Genomic DNA, 15,250 nt, shown 5'->3' on the forward strand with positions numbered 1-15,250 from the left:
GGCCTGAAGACCGGGGCATCCTCGGAGGAACCCGGTGATCAGATCGGCTTCTGGCCCTCGCTCCTGCCCTCACCGACCGGGGAAGCTCCGGCCCGTACAGACAGCAGAGTCCGGCGCATGCGTCATGGTCACCAGAGATGACCGAAAGACTCCTGGATACGTATCAGAGACACCCCGACCAGACCTCAGCCCGCCCAACCCTGACCCCTGGCGAACGAACTTGCTCACCAGTCACAGAAGGTCACCGATCAAGGGAAATGACGCAGGCACTCACCAGCTCCAGGCGGGTCAGCTCCCGTGCGGCGGACAGGATGTGGGTGGAGTCGGTGCGCTGGGTGCCGCGGCCCTTGAGCAAGCCGGCCCGCCGGATCCGGGTGAGCGCGAGGCCCAGCAGCCGGTCGGCGTGGTCGCCCTCGGCGAGCCGGTCGCGGAAGTCGGACTGGACGCTGTGGTGGAAGCCGGGGTCTTCCAGCTCCAGGCCGAGGGTGTATTTGAAGTCGATGCGGCAGCGCACCGCCTCCCAGGGGTCGAGGCCGCCCGCGCCAGTCGAGCATTTCCATAAACTATGAATATAAAAATGCTATGCTTCGAGCATGAGTCGTCAAGACACCGCTCCTGGCGCGTCCGCCGCCATCGGGGCAGCCCTCTACGGCCTGGCCACCAGGGCCGCGAGACGCCTGCCCCGGGACATGAGCCTGACGTCCGCCGCCACCCTGGCCACCCTGGACCGGACCGGCCCGAGGCGCATCACCGATCTGGCCGCGGTCGAGGGCGTCACCCAGCCCGCGATGACCGCCCTGGTCCGGGTGATGGAGGAGTCCGGCCTGGTCGAGCGGCGGGGCGACGCGTCCGACAAGCGGGTCACGCTGGTGTGCCTGACCGAGGCCGGCGCCTCCTATGCCCGGACGCGGCGCCAGGCGGGCGTCCACGCGTTCGAGCGGTTGATCGGCGAGCTCACCGGCGACGAGGTCGAGGCGCTGGTGGCGGCCCTTCCGGCGCTGAAGCATCTGGCCGAGCTCGAAAGCCAGGACCGCGAAGGGCGCGAAGGGCCGAAGCAGTGACCGGGCAGCCGGTCGGCGGGGTCGGGGTGAAGGCGTTCCCGGTGGCGCGTTCCGAGGCGCGGCTGCTGGTCCCCGCTCTGGTATTCATCGCTCTGGTCGTGGCGGCGGTCGCCAGCCTCGGGACGCCGCTCATCACCAGCGTGGCGACCTCGTTCCACGTCTCGCTCGGCAGCGCGCAGTGGACTCTGACCGTCGCGCTGCTCAGCGGCGCCGTCGCCACGCCGGTCCTGGGCCGGCTCGGAGCGGGTCCGCGCCGGCGGGCCACGATCCTCGCCACGCTGGCGGTCGTCGTCGCCGGCGGCGCGCTCACCGTGCTGCCGCTGCCGTTCGCGTGGCTGCTGGCCGGCAGGGCGGCCCAGGGCGTCGGGCTCGGGCTGACGGCGCTGATGATGGGCGTGGCCCGGGACCACCTCCCCGAGGAGCGCAGCGCGGCCGTGATCGCCCTGATCTCGGTGGTCTCGATCATCGGGGCCGGCGTCGGCTACCCGCTGGCCGCACTGCTCGCCGAGCTCGGCGGGGTACGGGCCGCCTACGGCCTCGGTCTGGTCGTCACCGCCGCCGCCCTCCTGACCGCGTGGCGCTCCATGCCCGAAGCCCCCGAAGGCCGCTCCGCCCACGTGCACGTGGCAGGCGCGGTCGTCCTGGCCGCTGCGCTGCTCCTGGTGCTGTTCCTCGCCGGCGAACGGAATCTGTGGAGCCGGCACCTCGCCGTGGCGGCGGGCCTCGCCGTCGTCGCGGTGGTGCTGCTCTGCGTCTGGGCCGTCATCGAGCTGCGCAGCACGACGCCCCTGGTCGATGTGCGGGCGGTGCGGCACCCGGCGGTCGCCGGGGCGAACCTCGCCATGTTCGTCGGCGGGATCGGCATGTACCTCCTGCTCACGCTCCTCACTCGGTACGCGCAGACGCCGCACGGCGCCGGCTACGGCTTCGGGCTGACGACCTTCGTCGCCGGGCTGGTCCTCATCCCGTTCTCGGTGCTGGGGTTCGTCGCCGGCAAGCTCACGCCGCGGGTCCGGACGCGGATCGCCGACCCCCTGCTCCTGGCCGGCAGCGCCGTCGTGGTCGGCGGCGGGTTCGCCCTGTTCGCGGCGGCCCGGTCGGACCTGGCCGAACTGTTCGCGGCGATGGGCGTGCTCGGTTTCGGCGTCGGCGGCTTCTCGGCCGCGATGCCCGGCGTCATCCTGGCCGTCACCCCCAAGAGCGAGACGTCGAGCGCCATGAGCTTCAACTACGTCGTCCGCAGCGTCGGGTACTCCCTGGGCAGCGCCATCGGCGGCCTGATCCTCGCCGCGGGCACCGGCCCCGGCCACCTCTTCCCCGACGACAGCGCCTACACCACCGCGGCGCTGGTCGGCATCGGCGCCATGGCGATCACGACGCTGACAAGCCTCGCTCTCGCCCGCCGACGCTCGTCCGAGACCAACCCGTAAGTCAGATGCACTCATCCCAACACTGGAGGTTCCATGCCCAAGGGCTACTGGGTCAGCGTCTACCGCACCATTTCAGACCCTGAGAAGTTGGCTGCCTACAACAAGCTGGCCCGTCCGGCCGTCGAGGCCGGGGGCGGTCGGGTCCTCGTCCGTGGCGGTCGGGTCGTGGCGTATGACGCCGGAATCGCCGAGCGCACCGTCCTGATCGAGTTCGACAGCTTCGAGCAGGCCGTCGCGGCGCGCGAGAGTGCGGCCTACCAGGAGGCGCTGGACGCTCTCTCCGACGGCGTCGAGCGCGACTTCCGTATCGTCGAAGGCATCGACTGACCGAGGTCCAGTCGGAGTACGGATGGCGATGTCGGCGAAGGCCGGCATGCCAAGATCGACTGCGGAGGAGCGGCGGGCCGCTTCGGTATCAAGTTGGTCCAGCTTGCCCGGGCGCCAGCGGGGCTCACCTGGAGGCCCTCGACTTCACGCAGCCATCCTTCCTGTTCCGCCTCGGCTATGCACGCGATCAGGTTGTCGCGGATGTCGGCCAGCCATGGCCGTTGGGCTGGATCAGGCCGGAAGAGCGAGCATCTGACACAAGCTCATGGATACAGGCGGTCCCAAGGGCGCGCAGGTGCCGACAGAGACCTTGCGGCGTTCGAAGTGGCCGAGGAAGTCCTCCCACTCGGCGTCGGTGGGAGTGCGGTATTCCTCAGCGGGGCGCAGGTTGCGGCGGCGGGCGATGAAGGCACGGTGGCTTCGATGGTCTCGGTGGGATAGACCGCGTTGTAGCCCATGGTGGTGTTGATATTGGCGTGTCCGGCGATGACTGCGATGTGGGGTGGCAGTCCGGTGCGGATGGCGTCGGTGATGAATATCCGGCGGAAGTCCTGCGGAGTGAAAGTCAGCGGCTGGCCGGCGGCGTCGGTCAGCCGCATGAAGGCGACGGTCTTCTTGAGGATCTCGCGGATGGTCTGGGAGCTGAGGGTGCAGGGCTCACCACCGCGGTTGTATTGGAAGAGGACGGGCGCGGGTGCATTCCACTGCCGCTCTTCGCAGTCGTAGCGGGTGACCAGCGGGATCAGGCCGGTCTTGGGGTCACGGACTCGGCGGATGATCGTGGCCAGAACGCCACCAAGAAGGCGCCGGCGAAGAAGCCACGGCGCAGCGCCTAGCGAGATGTGAGGGCGACCATGCATGCGAGCGGGACGAGGGCTACCGCTGCGCTCAGCATCACCGGCCGCAGCCTGTTCGCTCGGCCGGTCTCGGGCCCGGCAGCCTGGGCCGCACCACAGCAAGCCTCGCCATCGAGGACGGGTGAGTCGAGCCAGTAGGCGCCGAGGAACCCGGCGCGAGCGGGAGTGCGGTCGGTGGTCTCCATACCCAATCAACGATCAATATGATCGGCCTGCACGGCCCGTCAACGAAGCTTCCGGCAATCCACGCATCCGGTTGATTGTGCTCTCGCTGCTAGTCGAGCAGCCCGAGCTCAGTGTCGGGTCTGCAGTGGGGCGCGGCATTTGGGTCGTCGTGGTCGGGAGCGCCCACGACTTCGCTCACAGCATCTTCCGCTGACCGCTCTAACCATGGCGAGTGCCGAGTCCGGGCACTGTTCCACCGCTCGGGCCCGGCGCCCTCGGCCCCCGCTCGCTCCGTACCGTGACCAGTTGCGTGGACCACATGCTCGGCATGGGGCTCACCTCCCCTCTGGGTGAACGGATCCTCGTGCCGGCCCACTCGCTCTGCAGGTCCCGCTCGCCGTGCAGCTCCCCTTCCAGGACGACCTCCAGCGCCCGCCCGGCGCCGGCAGTGACGGGCTGGCGCGGGAGCAGCGAAGACGGTGCTCGTGGGGGCACTGCGGCGGCGGTGACTGACGCCACACGGTCAAAACAGACAAATATGCCATCATCAATGTCGTGCAAGATTCAACTATTCAGCCCGGGCGCACCGAGGAGACGACGACAGGGCCGCTGCGTCGCCTCGCCGGCTTGCTCCGCACCAAACGAACCGACCATGTGGTGCACAGCGCCAAAACCCTCATCGCAGCGCTGCTCACCTGGGGCATCGTGACCCCCTGGGCCCCCGACGGCCGCCCCTACATGGCGGTCGCCACGGCCCTGCTCATGGTCAACGCCTCCACGGTCTACCAGTCCGTGACCAAGGCGACACAAAACGTAGTGGCCAGGGTTGCCGGACTGATCCTCGCCCTCGCAACGGCCCACCTGCTGGGACCGACCGCGGGCGCCGTCGCGGTCATCGCGGTCATCGCGGTCCTGGCAGGCCCCCGCCGCACCGCCGACGACCGCCTCCAGATCGCCTCCACCGCAGTCATCGCACTGGCCGCCACCGCAACCGACCCCATGGGCAGTCTCATATCCCCCGCGCTCCAAACACTCACCGGCGCGGCCGTGGGCATCACGGTCAACGCCCTCATCCTGCCCCCGCTCTACCTGCACGAGTCGGATTCCGCCGTACGCGACCTCGCCCGCTCCATGGGAACACTGCTGCACGACATGGGTACCGGCCTCTCCCAGCGACAGCTCACCTCGAAGGCCCACAACTGGCTGCACCAGGCGCGCAGCCTGGACAAACACCTCACTCGCGCAGAGGAACAGGTACGGCAGGCCGACGAGAGCCTGCGGTGGAACACACGCTGCGTCGCGCACACGCGACGCAAGGAGACGACCTTCAACGACACCTTCAGCGCCCTGCGCGGCGTGTCGATCCAGATACGCGGAATCGCACGGACCCTGGCCGACAGCGCGCACGACAACCACGCCGATCACCACCTGGGGCACCAGTTCCTCGACCAGTACGCTCAAACCCTCCAGCTGGCAGGAGCGGCCGTCCAGGCATTCACCGAACCGGCCCCGGCAACCAACTCACCGAACGCATCCCCTCGTGAGCGCCTGCGCGGAGCGATCGACAGCGCGCTGGCCTGGCACGACACCATGACCGACATGATCGCCCGGGGCACCCTCACCAAGCCCGGCGCCTGGCACGTCTACGGCTCACTCATGACCGACGCAGAAAGGCTGCTGGCCGACCTCGACCGCGCGGACACGCGCTGACCCACGGCGCAGGCGGCCACGTGGCTTGGTACGCGGCGCGTGAACACCTTCGCCCCGCCCGTGCCGGTCACCGGGCAGTGGTGCGCGGCCTTGCCGGCATACGTCCCCCTCCAGGCACCGGGGCCTGCCGTCAATCGGTTGGCTGGCCCTGCAGACGGCCGCGCCTACATGCGCCCTTGACCACCGCACAGGGCCCCAGGAGTCATGAAACGGGGGCTACCGACACGCTCTGGCGGCCGAGGGCTACCAGTGCGCACCGTGACGTGCCCGAGCAGGCGGGTGGGCCGTGACCGCCATCCAGCCGCAGACCGTCGCGCAGACCTGCATCGCCCTCTGGAGCCGTAGGGAATCAAGGCGTCGCCTCCGGTCGCGGTCGTCGTTGATCCGGCATGGCGACTCCGAAGTGATGCGCGGTCAACCGGCAGTCTCCCAGCCAGTCGTCCGCAGGAGAAGCGGTTTCGGGCAGAGGCGAAGGAGCAGGAACAGCGAGGTCGTGCCTCCCCTCTCTGGTCCGCCGAAACACCCGCCGGCCCCCGGGGCACTGCCCCGGGGGCCGTTTTCCGTTCCGCCATGGCGAACGGCACCAACAGGGCACGGCTACCCTTGTCCAACCAGCATGGGGCCTTCCGCTGCACCGGCCCCGCCTGACGCAGTCACCGAGAAGTCTGAGACCGATGGTTAGCGGTCCGGCGCAGCCCATCATGGTCGCGCCTATCAACCGGATGCGGGCACAGCTGCTGGAGTACTTCCCGGCCGTAGATCGGGTCGATGTGTGCGATGACGTTGTCGCGTCCCACGACCAGCTCCTTGACGATCGGGTCGAAGTAGCTGACCTCCTCGGTGTAGTTGTCGAAGTAGCCGCGGTTGTCGCCGACGCTCCACCGTTCGTTGAAGGACTTCTCCAACTCCAGGATGGTCTTGCTGATCTCCGCCCTGTCGACGCCCATATCTGCTTACGGATGCTGCGGCCGGCTGTTGTCGGCCGCCGCACATCGGGGGGGTGGTGGGTGGTCGTCTCTCGGTTGCCCGGGTCTCAGTCGTCCAGGACGACGACGTGCTTGCCCGGCGTGGTGCCGGACTCGAGGTCGGCCTGGGCGTCACGGACCTGCTCCAGGCCGTGGTAGACCTTCGCGACCGGGACGTTGAGTCGTCCTTCGGCGATGGCCTGGAGCTGGTGGGCGAAGACGTCGGCCGGGAGGTCGGCGGCCTGACCGCCGTAGGAGGTCAGCCGCACCCCGCCCGGGATCATGAACGGGCTGAAGTCGGGGATCGTCCACTGGCCCGCCAGGGCTCCCGTGAAGCACACGGTGCCGTGGCGACGGACGGTGCGCAGAGTGTCGGCGAGGACCGAGCAGCCCACCATTTCCAGTGCGGCGTCGACACCGTCCGGCATCAGCTCGCGCACCTGGCCGGCGAGGGTGCCGTTGTCGACGAGGGGATGGTCGACGCCCGCGGCCCGCAGTTCCCCGGCCCTGTCCGGGCTGCGGGTGGTGGACAGCACGGTCGCTCCGAGGTCCTTCGCGATCGTGGCCGCGCTCAGCCAGACCGTGGAGGTGCCGCCGCGGATGAGCAGCGTCTGCCCGGCCTTGAGGTCCAGGCCGTGGGTCAGCGATCCGTAGGCGGTCTGGAACATCTCCGGCAGCGCACCGACCACGTCCCACGGCAGGCCGGTCTCGAACGGGATGACCTGCTGCGCGGGGACGGTCACGTACTGGGCGTACGCGCCGTCGTACGAGCGGCCCATGCCGCCCATCATCGTGGCCACCTGCTGGCCCGGCCGCCGCCCGCTGTCCTCGTCGGCCTCATCGATGACGCCGACGCCCTCGATACCGGGGATACGCGGGTAGGTGACCACCGCGCCCGACTCGCCCTTTCGGGTGGTGACCTCGGACTCGTTGACGCCGAACGCCTTCACCTCGATCCGCACCCAGCCGGGCTTGCGGACGGGCACCGGCACGTCCTTGATCTGAAGTGCGTCCAGGCCGCCGGGGCGGGTGACGACGACGGCCCGCATGGTCGCCGGTGCGGCGTCGTCGGCCGCTGCTGCTGTCGGTTGGCTCATGCCGAGTTCCTCACTCTGTTCACCCCCTGGTGCGCTGTTCCGTATCGCCCGCTGGCCGTCAGGGGCGGTCGATGCCCTCCCACAGGTCGAGGACCTGCTGGTAGTGGGCGGTGCCCTCGAAGGGAGAGTTGCCGACGGTTTCCGAGGTGGGCTTGTCCGTGACGGCGGGCCACAGGCGGGAGTGCTCGCCGGTGGCGAAGTCGAGCACGATGTCGCGGATACGGGTGTCACGCTCGGCCTGCTCCGCGCTGCGGCCCGGCTGTTCCTGGCCGACCAGGGCGTACATCTCGGTGCCGTGCACGGCGGGCGCGCCTTCGGCGGGGCCGATCATCAGGAGGTGGGCGTTGCCGCCGGCGGCGGCGTGGGCCAGGGCGCCGCGGGCGGCGGGGATCGCGAAGAGGTAGTCCGCCATGAGCGCGGCGCGGACCTCGGCCGGCGTACGGCCGCCCTGGTCGTAGGCGTCGACGATCTTCTTGGCGCGGGAGCGGGAAATGCGCCACCCCGCGACCTCGTCGACGATGCGGTCGAGGGTGCCCGGGTCGAACCGGTCGAGGTCGTTCGCCACCCACCAGCCCATGTCGTCGCTGGCCATGCTCAGTAGTACGTCGACGTCGCGGTGCGCGCCCGAGGCGAGGACGTCCATCGGGTGGGCGTGCACCACCGCGCCGGGCTGCCCGATGTCCAGGACGACGCCGGTGGCCTTGTTGTCCACCCCGCCGCGGACTCCGAGGTCCGTCGGGGCGACCTTGCGCAGGGCGTCCCGCAGGGAGAGCGGGTCGAGGTCGAGCAGCTTCTCCGGGTTGTCCGCGACGCCGAGTTCGGTGACGAACCGGTGTGCGAGTTCCTCGGCCCACCAGGCCGGGATGCTGCGGGCGGGCCCGCCGGAGAACCCGGCCAGGCGCCGGTACAGGCCGTCGGCAGAGGAGGCGCCGAGCAGTCCGAGGGAGGAGTAGGCGCCGCCGCTGTGGCCGTAGACGGTGACGTTGTCGGGGTCTCCGCCGAAGTGGGCGATGTTCCGCTGGATCCAGGTGAGCGCGGCGATGATGTCCTGGAGGAAGAGGTTGCTGGCCTCGGCGAGCTTCCCGCCGTATTGCGAGAGCGAGAGCGCGCCCAGGGCGCCGAGCCGGTAGTTGATGGACACGCCCACCACGCGCCCCGTCGCGGCGAGACCGGCGGCGTTCGAGGTGATCTGCGTGTTCGCGCCGTACTCGAATCCGCCGCCGTGGATGTACACGGTCACCGGGAGCCCCTTGCCGGCCGGCTGCTCGGGAGCCCACACGTTCAGGTTCAGGCAGTCCTCACCCATCCCGCTGTCCGCTTCGAGCCAGTCGCCGCTGTCGGGCTGGACGGAGACGACGCCCTTGCGGTCGTAGGGGAGGCCCGGATCGAAGTCCGCGACCACGGGGCGGCGGTACCGCTCGGCGGTGGCGTACGGGATTCCCCACCAGGACCGCACCCCTGGTGCGGTCGGGGCCTTGGGAGGGGTGGCGGTCATGACATGTCCCTAAGAATGTGAGGCGGTCCGGGAGGGCCGGGTGTGGCTGATGGCACGTTGCCCTCGAGGGCTCGGAAGGAATGGCCGCCCGATCCTCCGGGGCGCTCCGACTGCTGATTGAGAACTGCGGTCATCGCTGGTTAGGGACCTGTCGGCGGAGTGTTCTTCGGACCATGAAGTTCTGGTCACGAGGGATACGGAGCGAGGGACTTGGGCACGTCTATCAACCGGATATGGGTCGGCATCGACGCCGGCAAGGGGCACCACTGGGCGGCAGCGGTGGACGCCGATGGGGAGATCCTTTTCTCGACGAAGGTGATCAACGACGAGTCGCAGATCCTGGCGCTCATCGAGACCGCGCGGGAAATGGCCGGTCAGGTGCAGTGGGCGGTGGACATCTCCGGTCGGGCCTCCGCACTGCTGTTGGCCCTGCTGGTGGCCCATGGCCAGAGCGTGGTCTACGTTCCAGGCCGAACCGTCAACCGGATGACCGGCGCCTACAAGGGCGAGGGGAAGACTGACGCGAAGGACGCGCGGGTCATCGCCGACCAGGCCCGGATGCGCCGGGATTTCGCTCCGTTGGACACGCCACCGGAGCTCGTGGCTGCCCTGAAGGTGCTGACGCACTACCGTGCTGACCTGATCGCCGACCGAGTGAGGCTGATCAACCGGCTGCGCGACCTGCTCTTGGGGATCTGTCCTGCCCTGGAACGGGCCTTCGACTACTCCGCCGCCAAGGGGCCCGTCGTCATGTTGGCGGACTACCAGACCCCGGCTGCCCTTCGTCGGATCGGCGTCAAACGGCTGACGACCTGGCTGGAGCGTCGCAAGGTCCGCGGAGCCGGGGACGTGGCCAGCAGGGCAGTGGAGGCCGCTCAGTCCCAGCAGATCATCCTGCCTGGCGAGAGGCGGGCGGCCAAGCTGGTCGGCGACCTGGCGCACCAGCTCCTGGCCCTGGACGAGCGGATCAAGGACAACGACCGGGAGATCCGCGAGACCTTCCGGGCCGACGAACGCTCCGAGATCATCGAATCGATGCCCGGCATGGGTCCGATCCTGGGCGCGGAGTTCGTCGCCATCGTCGGCGACCTGTCCGGTTATACGGACGCCGGCCGCCTCGCCTCCCACGCCGGTCTGGCCCCGGTGCCCCGCGATTCCGGACGCCGCACCGGCAACAACCACCGGCCCAAGCGCTACAACCGGCGCTTGCGCCACATTTTCTACCTGGCTGCGCAGACCGCCATGATGCGGCCCGGTCCATCTCGACTACTACCTCAAGAAGCGGTCCGAAGGGCTCCTTCACACCCAAGCTCTGCTTGCGCTCGCGCGCCGTCGGGTCGACGTGCTGTGGGCAATGCTGCGGGACAATAGGCCGTTCACCTTCGCCCCGCCAGTCGTTCGGGCACCTTGACACGGTCATTGAGATTCCTTCCGGCGCGGTTCGGATGCTGCGCGCGGTGTATTGGCGGCTGGTCGCTCGTGGTGACGCTCTCCCATCGTTCCCTGGGATCCGACCAATCGCCGGGCGGGCAGCGGTCACCTGATAGTCACCAGGCGACACTTCCCCACTCCTCGCCTTCTCGTAACCCAGAACACAGCGGCAGGCCAGGACGGCCTACGGCCGTCGCCCCTGGGCCCTCGGGGGCGCGCCTTTACCAGGCTCGCCTGGTCCACCGGGGCAATTCGCCGGTACCCGCGCCGCTGTACACCGGCGCCCATACCGTCCAGCCCGAACGCTGGGAACGGGGGCGTATGACAGGGGCTGCGGAGTGGGGCGGGATCTGGGTCTGGGCGGGGTGGTGGACCACTTCACCCTGTCCAGCGACGAGGCGGGATGGTTACGTAACAAGAGCGGCGCCACCAGGCTGGGGTTCGCCGTCCAGCTGAAGTTTCTGACCTGGCGCGGCCGGTTCCCCAAGATGCGGCTGGGGCTGCCACCCGACGCGGTCGAGCACGTCGCCAAGCAGGTCTGCGTCGCCGCCACCGAGCTGGCCTTCTACGACTTCACCTCCCGCGCCGCCAAGCGGCACCGCAGCGAGCTGCGGGACCTGACCGGCTGGCATGAGTGCACCACGACCGACCAGGTCAAGCTCGTCTCGCAGCTGGTCTACGTGATCTGGCACCCGCCGGCTGGACGCCCTGGTCTTCACCGACCTGACCGGCGGCCACGCCGCTCAGGGGGACGCGACCGCCGCGGACGGCGATACCTCGTACGAGGACGACGAAGGCGACGTTGCCTCGGTGCTCTCGGACATCAAGTCCCATCCGGGCAACGTCAGCCTCAACTCGCTGCTGGACGAGATCTCCCAGCTCAAGCAGGTCCGCGCCATCGGCGTCCCGGAGAAGGTGTTCGCCGGGATCGGCGTACAGGTCATCAATGCCTGGCGGGCAAGATCCTCGGCGTCCTCGCCCAGCCACCCCTACCGGATCGAACCGCACGGCAGCGGAACGCGCTTCACCTACGACCACGCCGGGATGGGAGGCTTCCTCATGGCCAAGATTCTTGGCACCGTCCGTACCAAGATGCTCACCCAGGGCCTCCCCGCGGTGCTCAACGACCTCGATGTGAACGGCAACCTGCGACCGGGAAGCACCCTGCGCCCCAAGCGGATCTAACCGGGCCAGAACCACCGGCGGGCCGCGATTCGCTTGGCGGGTTGGCGCATCTGTGCCATGCCCCCGCTTCAGATGCAGATCACGATCTTTCCGCGTGTGCGTCCGCGCTCGGCGTGCGCGTGGGCGTCGACGATCCGCTCCAGGGGGTAGGTCTGTTCGATACGGGGTGTGTAGCGGCCTTGCCGGCCCAGTTCCGCGGCCGCGGACAGGAGGGTGGAGTCGTTCTCCGCGTTGACCACATGCGTGCCCAGGCGCTGCCCGCCTGCGTGGTCGGCGACCGTCGCGACGCGCGTCGGGTCGCCCGTGATAGTGACGAGGTCGTCCAGGGATCCGGAGGCCGCGGTGTCGAGCGCGATGTCGACGCCGTGCGGAGCGAGAGCGGAGAGGCGCTGCGCGAGGCCGGGGCCGTAGGTGGTGGGAACGGCGCCGAGAGAGGTGAGGAACTCGTGGTTGCGTTCGCTGGCTGTCCCGATCACGGTGGCACCTTGTGCCACAGCGATCTCGACTGCCGCGCTGCCCACGCCTCCGGCGGCGCCCTCGACGAGAAGGGTGCGCCCCGCGAGGGAGCCGAGCGCGTTCAGGCCACGCATCGCGGTCACGGACGCGAGTCCGGCGCCCGCAGCCTGCTCATCGGTCCACGTGTCGGGGGCGTGGGCCCAGGCCGAGAGGATGACCAGCTCTGCGGTTGAGCCGGTGACACCGCCCAGCCCGAAGACGCGGTCGCCGATGCTCACCCCCTGTACTCCGTCACCGACTTCGTCGACCACGCCGGCGGCGTCGCGCCCGGGAATGGCGGGCAGCTCCAGGGGAATCAGCTGCTGCAGGGCGCCGGCGCGCAGCTTCCAGTCGATGGGATTGACGCTGGCCGCCGCGACACGGACACGGATCTCACCAAGTCCGGGGTGGGGGTCGGGGGCCTGCTCGATCACCAGGCTCTCCGCTCCGCCGTATTCATGGAAGCGGGCTGCACGCATAATGTCCTGCCTTACCTTTATAGGTCGAAATGATGATGTTCATTCGACGCTCGTTACTCTGATGAGGTGCAAATCGGCACGCCGGCTGCCTTCCGGCCAGAGGAGGCCGGGTAAGGATCGGTGAGGTCGTCGAACAGGCAGGCGGCCACCCGCCCCGAAAACCACGATCCTGCCCGTCGTCGGAATACCTCCCGTTGAGTCGATGCTCCAGAAGATATCCAGAAGGTCGGTCACCATCTGGATACCAAGACCGGAGACGGGAGACCCCCGATGACGCATCGGCCACCGCTGCCACCCGACTTGTTCGACGAGCTGTGCCCGTCCTCACTGCTGCCTTTCCGCTTCGGTGACAAATGGGCATCCATGGTCCTCCACTGCCTGGAAGACGGCCCACGCAGATACTCCGAACTCCGCGTGCCACTGGGCCGCGTCACCCCGAAGGCGCTCACCCAATCACTCCGCGGCTTGGAGCGGAACGGGTTCGTGTCACGCACGGTGCACGCCGACCCGAAACTGCGAGTGGAGTACGCGCTGACACCGCTGGGCCGCAGCACGCTGGAGCCGCTGGCCGCCGCATGCCGATGGGCGACCGAGCACTGGGACGAGCTGCTCGACGCCCGCGAGGGCGGCATCTCCTCCATCGGCTGACTCGAGCCTGCGTTGGCGCGTGCCGCACCGGACGAGTTGGCGAAGTACTGGGGCTGGGGGCGGCATTGATGGTGCGGACGGGGACGCCGAAGCGCGGCCAGGATCTCGAAGGTGGTCATCGAGGAGCTTGAGCTCATCGACGAGACGGGCTGCGATGTGGGTACGGCCGCTCCGTAGCGGGCCGTCCAGCATGTCGACCAGCTCCCGAAGGTGCCCGCGGCGAGCGCGTCATCGACGTCCCCGCAAGTCGGAACCTCAGAACCTGGCCCGCTGCCCCGCCCTCGGCCGAACCGCCCACCACGTCCGCGCGTTCGCCGAGTTGATGAACGGCCGCCAGGGCAGACACCTCGACCAGTGGATCACCAAGATCCAGGCGTCTGCCCGCATTGCACACCTTCGTCACCGGCCTCGGCCAGGACCTCGACGCCGTCGTCGCCGGGCTCAGCCTCCGCTACAGCTCCGGCGCCGTCGAGGGCCAGAACAACAAGATCAAGATGCTGAAGAGGCAGATGTTCGGCCGCGCCAACTTCGACCTCCTCCGCAAACGGGTCCTCCTCACCGCGCGAGGCCGTTCAGGATCGTTGTTGTGCTGACCCTCCGTGGCTCCAGCACTGAAAGTGATCCAGAACCAGGATTCAACCGCCGCCGACATCGACGGCGGACGGGATGGGAGTTGGGGTAAGTGGTGAGCTGGGCTGGGCTGGGCTGGGCTGCAAGGTGCCTAGCGTGCACCTACAACGGCCTGGATGAGCCCGGGAAATCTGCTCTCCAAGTCGTCCTTGCGGAGGCGCATGTACAGCCCATTTCCGATGCTGCGCTGATGGACCAGGCCTGCTTCACGCAGCACTCGCCAATGCCGTGTTCGACTGGACTTGCTCACCGGCAGGTCGAAGGAAGCGCAGAGCCGCTCGTCGTCTGGCCGTTCGTACAGCTCGGCCACGACCCGACGCCGGTTGTCGTCGGCAAGCGCCAACAGGATGGGCCCAACCTGCAGTTCCTCAGCGGGAGGGTGTTCCAGCTCGCCCGAGTCCATCACTCCACCTCTCGACAAGGTACGCCTCTAAGCGTACCTTCCAGAGGTACGCACCTGCGCGTACCTTACTCCTGGGGGAGTCATGTCCACACCCGCGCCGCCACGCCGTCGCGTCGTGTCGCGCATACGCTCGTATCTGCGCAAGCTCCTTCTCGCCGACCACTCGCCCTTCATGACTCTTTGAACCGTGCCCCATCCGTGCCCGATAGACCGGGAACTCACGGGGAATCGCGGGCACCAACAGGCAACGCGCATGACGAAGGCCCCCGACCGATATCCCTGGTCAGGGGCCCTCAACCTGCGCGGTGGGTGTGGGATTTGAATCCACGGTGACTCGCGCCACGACGGTTTTCAAGATCGTGAACTAGTGTCCCGCGCCGGAAGTTCCTAGGTAGTTCCGGCTGGGGCTCGAAGGCCCGACACGCGCGGTCGGCGTCCAGCCCCCTGGCCGCCAGGGGGCTGGACGGATCTACCGACGAATTACTGGCGCAGGACACTAGGGTGCCGCAATGAGGTTGCGCGGAGTGTTCATCGCATTTTTCCTGGTCCCGCTGGCGTGGGGGGTGATCACCCTGCTGAGGGCCGGGGCGGCCCACGGCGTCCCAGACTGCCCGGGGCTCCAGCTGGGCGAGGACGGCGAGGACCACCCCGGCCCCATGCGGCAGGGCTATACCTGCGCGCTCGACTACAGCGTCCGCGGCGGCGATTCGACCGGCACAGCCACGTTCGACCAGCTCAAGTACGCCCAGGAGGTGAAGCGCGGCGACCTTCTGGGCCAGGGCCTGCTGTACACGCTGTACGGAACGGCGGGCGCGGCCGCCACCGTGATCGCCACCCGGAAGCGCGCCGACGGACGCTAGTGTGATGCGCCA

The 15,250-nt window shown here is 68.8% G+C and carries 13 protein-coding genes and 4 pseudogenes; 10 read left to right on the forward strand and 7 right to left on the reverse strand.

All coding sequences use genetic code 11. The features are described from left to right. Nucleotides 1-268: 268 nt before the first annotated feature. Nucleotides 269-520, reverse strand: a pseudogene (locus tag OG456_RS46225) (transposase); the annotation flags it as partial. Nucleotides 521-689: 169 nt separating this feature from the next. On the opposite strand from OG456_RS46225, the gene OG456_RS46230 reads away from it, so the two are divergent. Genes OG456_RS46230 through OG456_RS46240 form a run of 3 tightly spaced genes read left to right on the forward strand, consistent with a single transcriptional unit; the run spans nucleotide 690 to nucleotide 2,818 of the window. After that, entirely contained in the window at nucleotides 690-1,061 is a 372-nt protein-coding gene (locus OG456_RS46230) for a MarR family transcriptional regulator (RefSeq protein WP_323136491.1), read from the forward strand. Further along, nucleotides 1,058-2,491 carry an MFS transporter gene (locus OG456_RS46235; protein WP_266571120.1) on the forward strand — a complete coding sequence of 478 codons (1,434 nt, stop codon included), beginning with the start codon at nucleotides 1,058-1,060 and terminating at the stop codon, nucleotides 2,489-2,491. The genes OG456_RS46230 and OG456_RS46235 overlap by 4 nt, the downstream gene beginning before the upstream one ends. A gap of 33 nt (nucleotides 2,492-2,524) precedes the next feature. Then, a complete protein-coding gene (locus tag OG456_RS46240) occupies nucleotides 2,525-2,818 on the forward strand; it encodes a DUF1330 domain-containing protein (protein ID WP_266571121.1) in 294 nt (97 codons plus the stop codon). Between the two features lie 263 nt (nucleotides 2,819-3,081). Here OG456_RS46240 and OG456_RS46245 read toward each other — a convergent pair whose 3' ends face one another. Beyond that, complete coding sequence (locus tag OG456_RS46245; RefSeq protein ID WP_266571123.1) at nucleotides 3,082-3,678, reverse strand: tyrosine-type recombinase/integrase; 597 nt, start codon at nucleotides 3,676-3,678, stop codon at nucleotides 3,082-3,084. A gap of 717 nt (nucleotides 3,679-4,395) precedes the next feature. Between OG456_RS46245 and OG456_RS46250 the strand changes: the two genes are divergently transcribed. Then, nucleotides 4,396-5,550 carry an aromatic acid exporter family protein gene (locus OG456_RS46250; protein ID WP_266571124.1) on the forward strand — a complete coding sequence of 385 codons (1,155 nt, stop codon included), beginning with the start codon at nucleotides 4,396-4,398 and terminating at the stop codon, nucleotides 5,548-5,550. Between the two features lie 653 nt (nucleotides 5,551-6,203). Here the strand turns inward: OG456_RS46250 and OG456_RS46255 are convergent. The 3 genes from OG456_RS46255 to OG456_RS46265 form a co-directional block, all read right to left on the reverse strand. Continuing rightward, nucleotides 6,204-6,497 carry a hypothetical protein gene (locus tag OG456_RS46255; RefSeq protein WP_266571125.1) on the reverse strand — a complete coding sequence of 98 codons (294 nt, stop codon included), beginning with the start codon at nucleotides 6,495-6,497 and terminating at the stop codon, nucleotides 6,204-6,206. 86 nt (nucleotides 6,498-6,583) lie between these two features. Continuing rightward, entirely contained in the window at nucleotides 6,584-7,612 is a 1,029-nt protein-coding gene (locus OG456_RS46260) for a zinc-binding dehydrogenase (protein ID WP_266571126.1), read from the reverse strand. Nucleotides 7,613-7,670: 58 nt separating this feature from the next. Continuing rightward, the gene (locus OG456_RS46265; protein ID WP_266571127.1) at nucleotides 7,671-9,107 is read right to left on the reverse strand and encodes a carboxylesterase family protein; all 1,437 of its coding nucleotides are present in this window, start codon (nucleotides 9,105-9,107) and stop codon (nucleotides 7,671-7,673) included. 210 nt (nucleotides 9,108-9,317) lie between these two features. On the opposite strand from OG456_RS46265, the pseudogene OG456_RS46270 reads away from it, so the two are divergent. From OG456_RS46270 to OG456_RS46275, 3 genes and pseudogenes are all read left to right on the forward strand, one after another. Further along, nucleotides 9,318-10,518, forward strand: a pseudogene (locus OG456_RS46270) (IS110 family transposase). A 388-nt stretch (nucleotides 10,519-10,906) separates the two neighbouring features. Next, nucleotides 10,907-11,200 (forward strand): annotated as a pseudogene (locus OG456_RS51000) (DUF4158 domain-containing protein); the annotation flags it as partial. 148 nt (nucleotides 11,201-11,348) lie between these two features. Continuing rightward, complete coding sequence (locus OG456_RS46275; RefSeq protein WP_266571128.1) at nucleotides 11,349-11,723, forward strand: hypothetical protein; 375 nt, start codon at nucleotides 11,349-11,351, stop codon at nucleotides 11,721-11,723. Between the two features lie 68 nt (nucleotides 11,724-11,791). Here the strand turns inward: OG456_RS46275 and OG456_RS46280 are convergent, their stop codons facing one another. After that, nucleotides 11,792-12,697, reverse strand: coding sequence for an NADP-dependent oxidoreductase (locus OG456_RS46280; protein WP_266571129.1), 906 nt, complete (start codon nucleotides 12,695-12,697; stop codon nucleotides 11,792-11,794). Nucleotides 12,698-12,967: 270 nt separating this feature from the next. Here OG456_RS46280 and OG456_RS46285 point away from each other — a divergent pair, with 270 nt between their 5' ends. After that, nucleotides 12,968-13,345 (forward strand): helix-turn-helix domain-containing protein, encoded by a 378-nt coding sequence (locus tag OG456_RS46285; RefSeq protein WP_266571130.1) that lies wholly within the window; start codon nucleotides 12,968-12,970, stop codon nucleotides 13,343-13,345. 407 nt (nucleotides 13,346-13,752) lie between these two features. Further along, a pseudogene (locus tag OG456_RS46290) lies at nucleotides 13,753-13,938 on the forward strand (transposase); the annotation flags it as partial. 128 nt (nucleotides 13,939-14,066) lie between these two features. Here the strand turns inward: OG456_RS46290 and OG456_RS46295 are convergent. Then, a complete protein-coding gene (locus tag OG456_RS46295; protein WP_266571131.1) occupies nucleotides 14,067-14,378 on the reverse strand; it encodes a helix-turn-helix transcriptional regulator in 312 nt (103 codons plus the stop codon). A gap of 509 nt (nucleotides 14,379-14,887) precedes the next feature. Between OG456_RS46295 and OG456_RS46300 the strand changes: the two genes are divergently transcribed. After that, a complete protein-coding gene (locus tag OG456_RS46300; RefSeq protein WP_266571132.1) occupies nucleotides 14,888-15,238 on the forward strand; it encodes a hypothetical protein in 351 nt (116 codons plus the stop codon). The last annotated feature ends 12 nt before the right edge of the window (nucleotides 15,239-15,250 follow it).

Origin of the sequence: Streptomyces sp. NBC_01446 (assembly GCF_026340095.1) — a bacterium.
Classification (GTDB): Bacteria; Actinomycetota; Actinomycetes; order Streptomycetales; family Streptomycetaceae; genus Streptomyces; species Streptomyces aureus.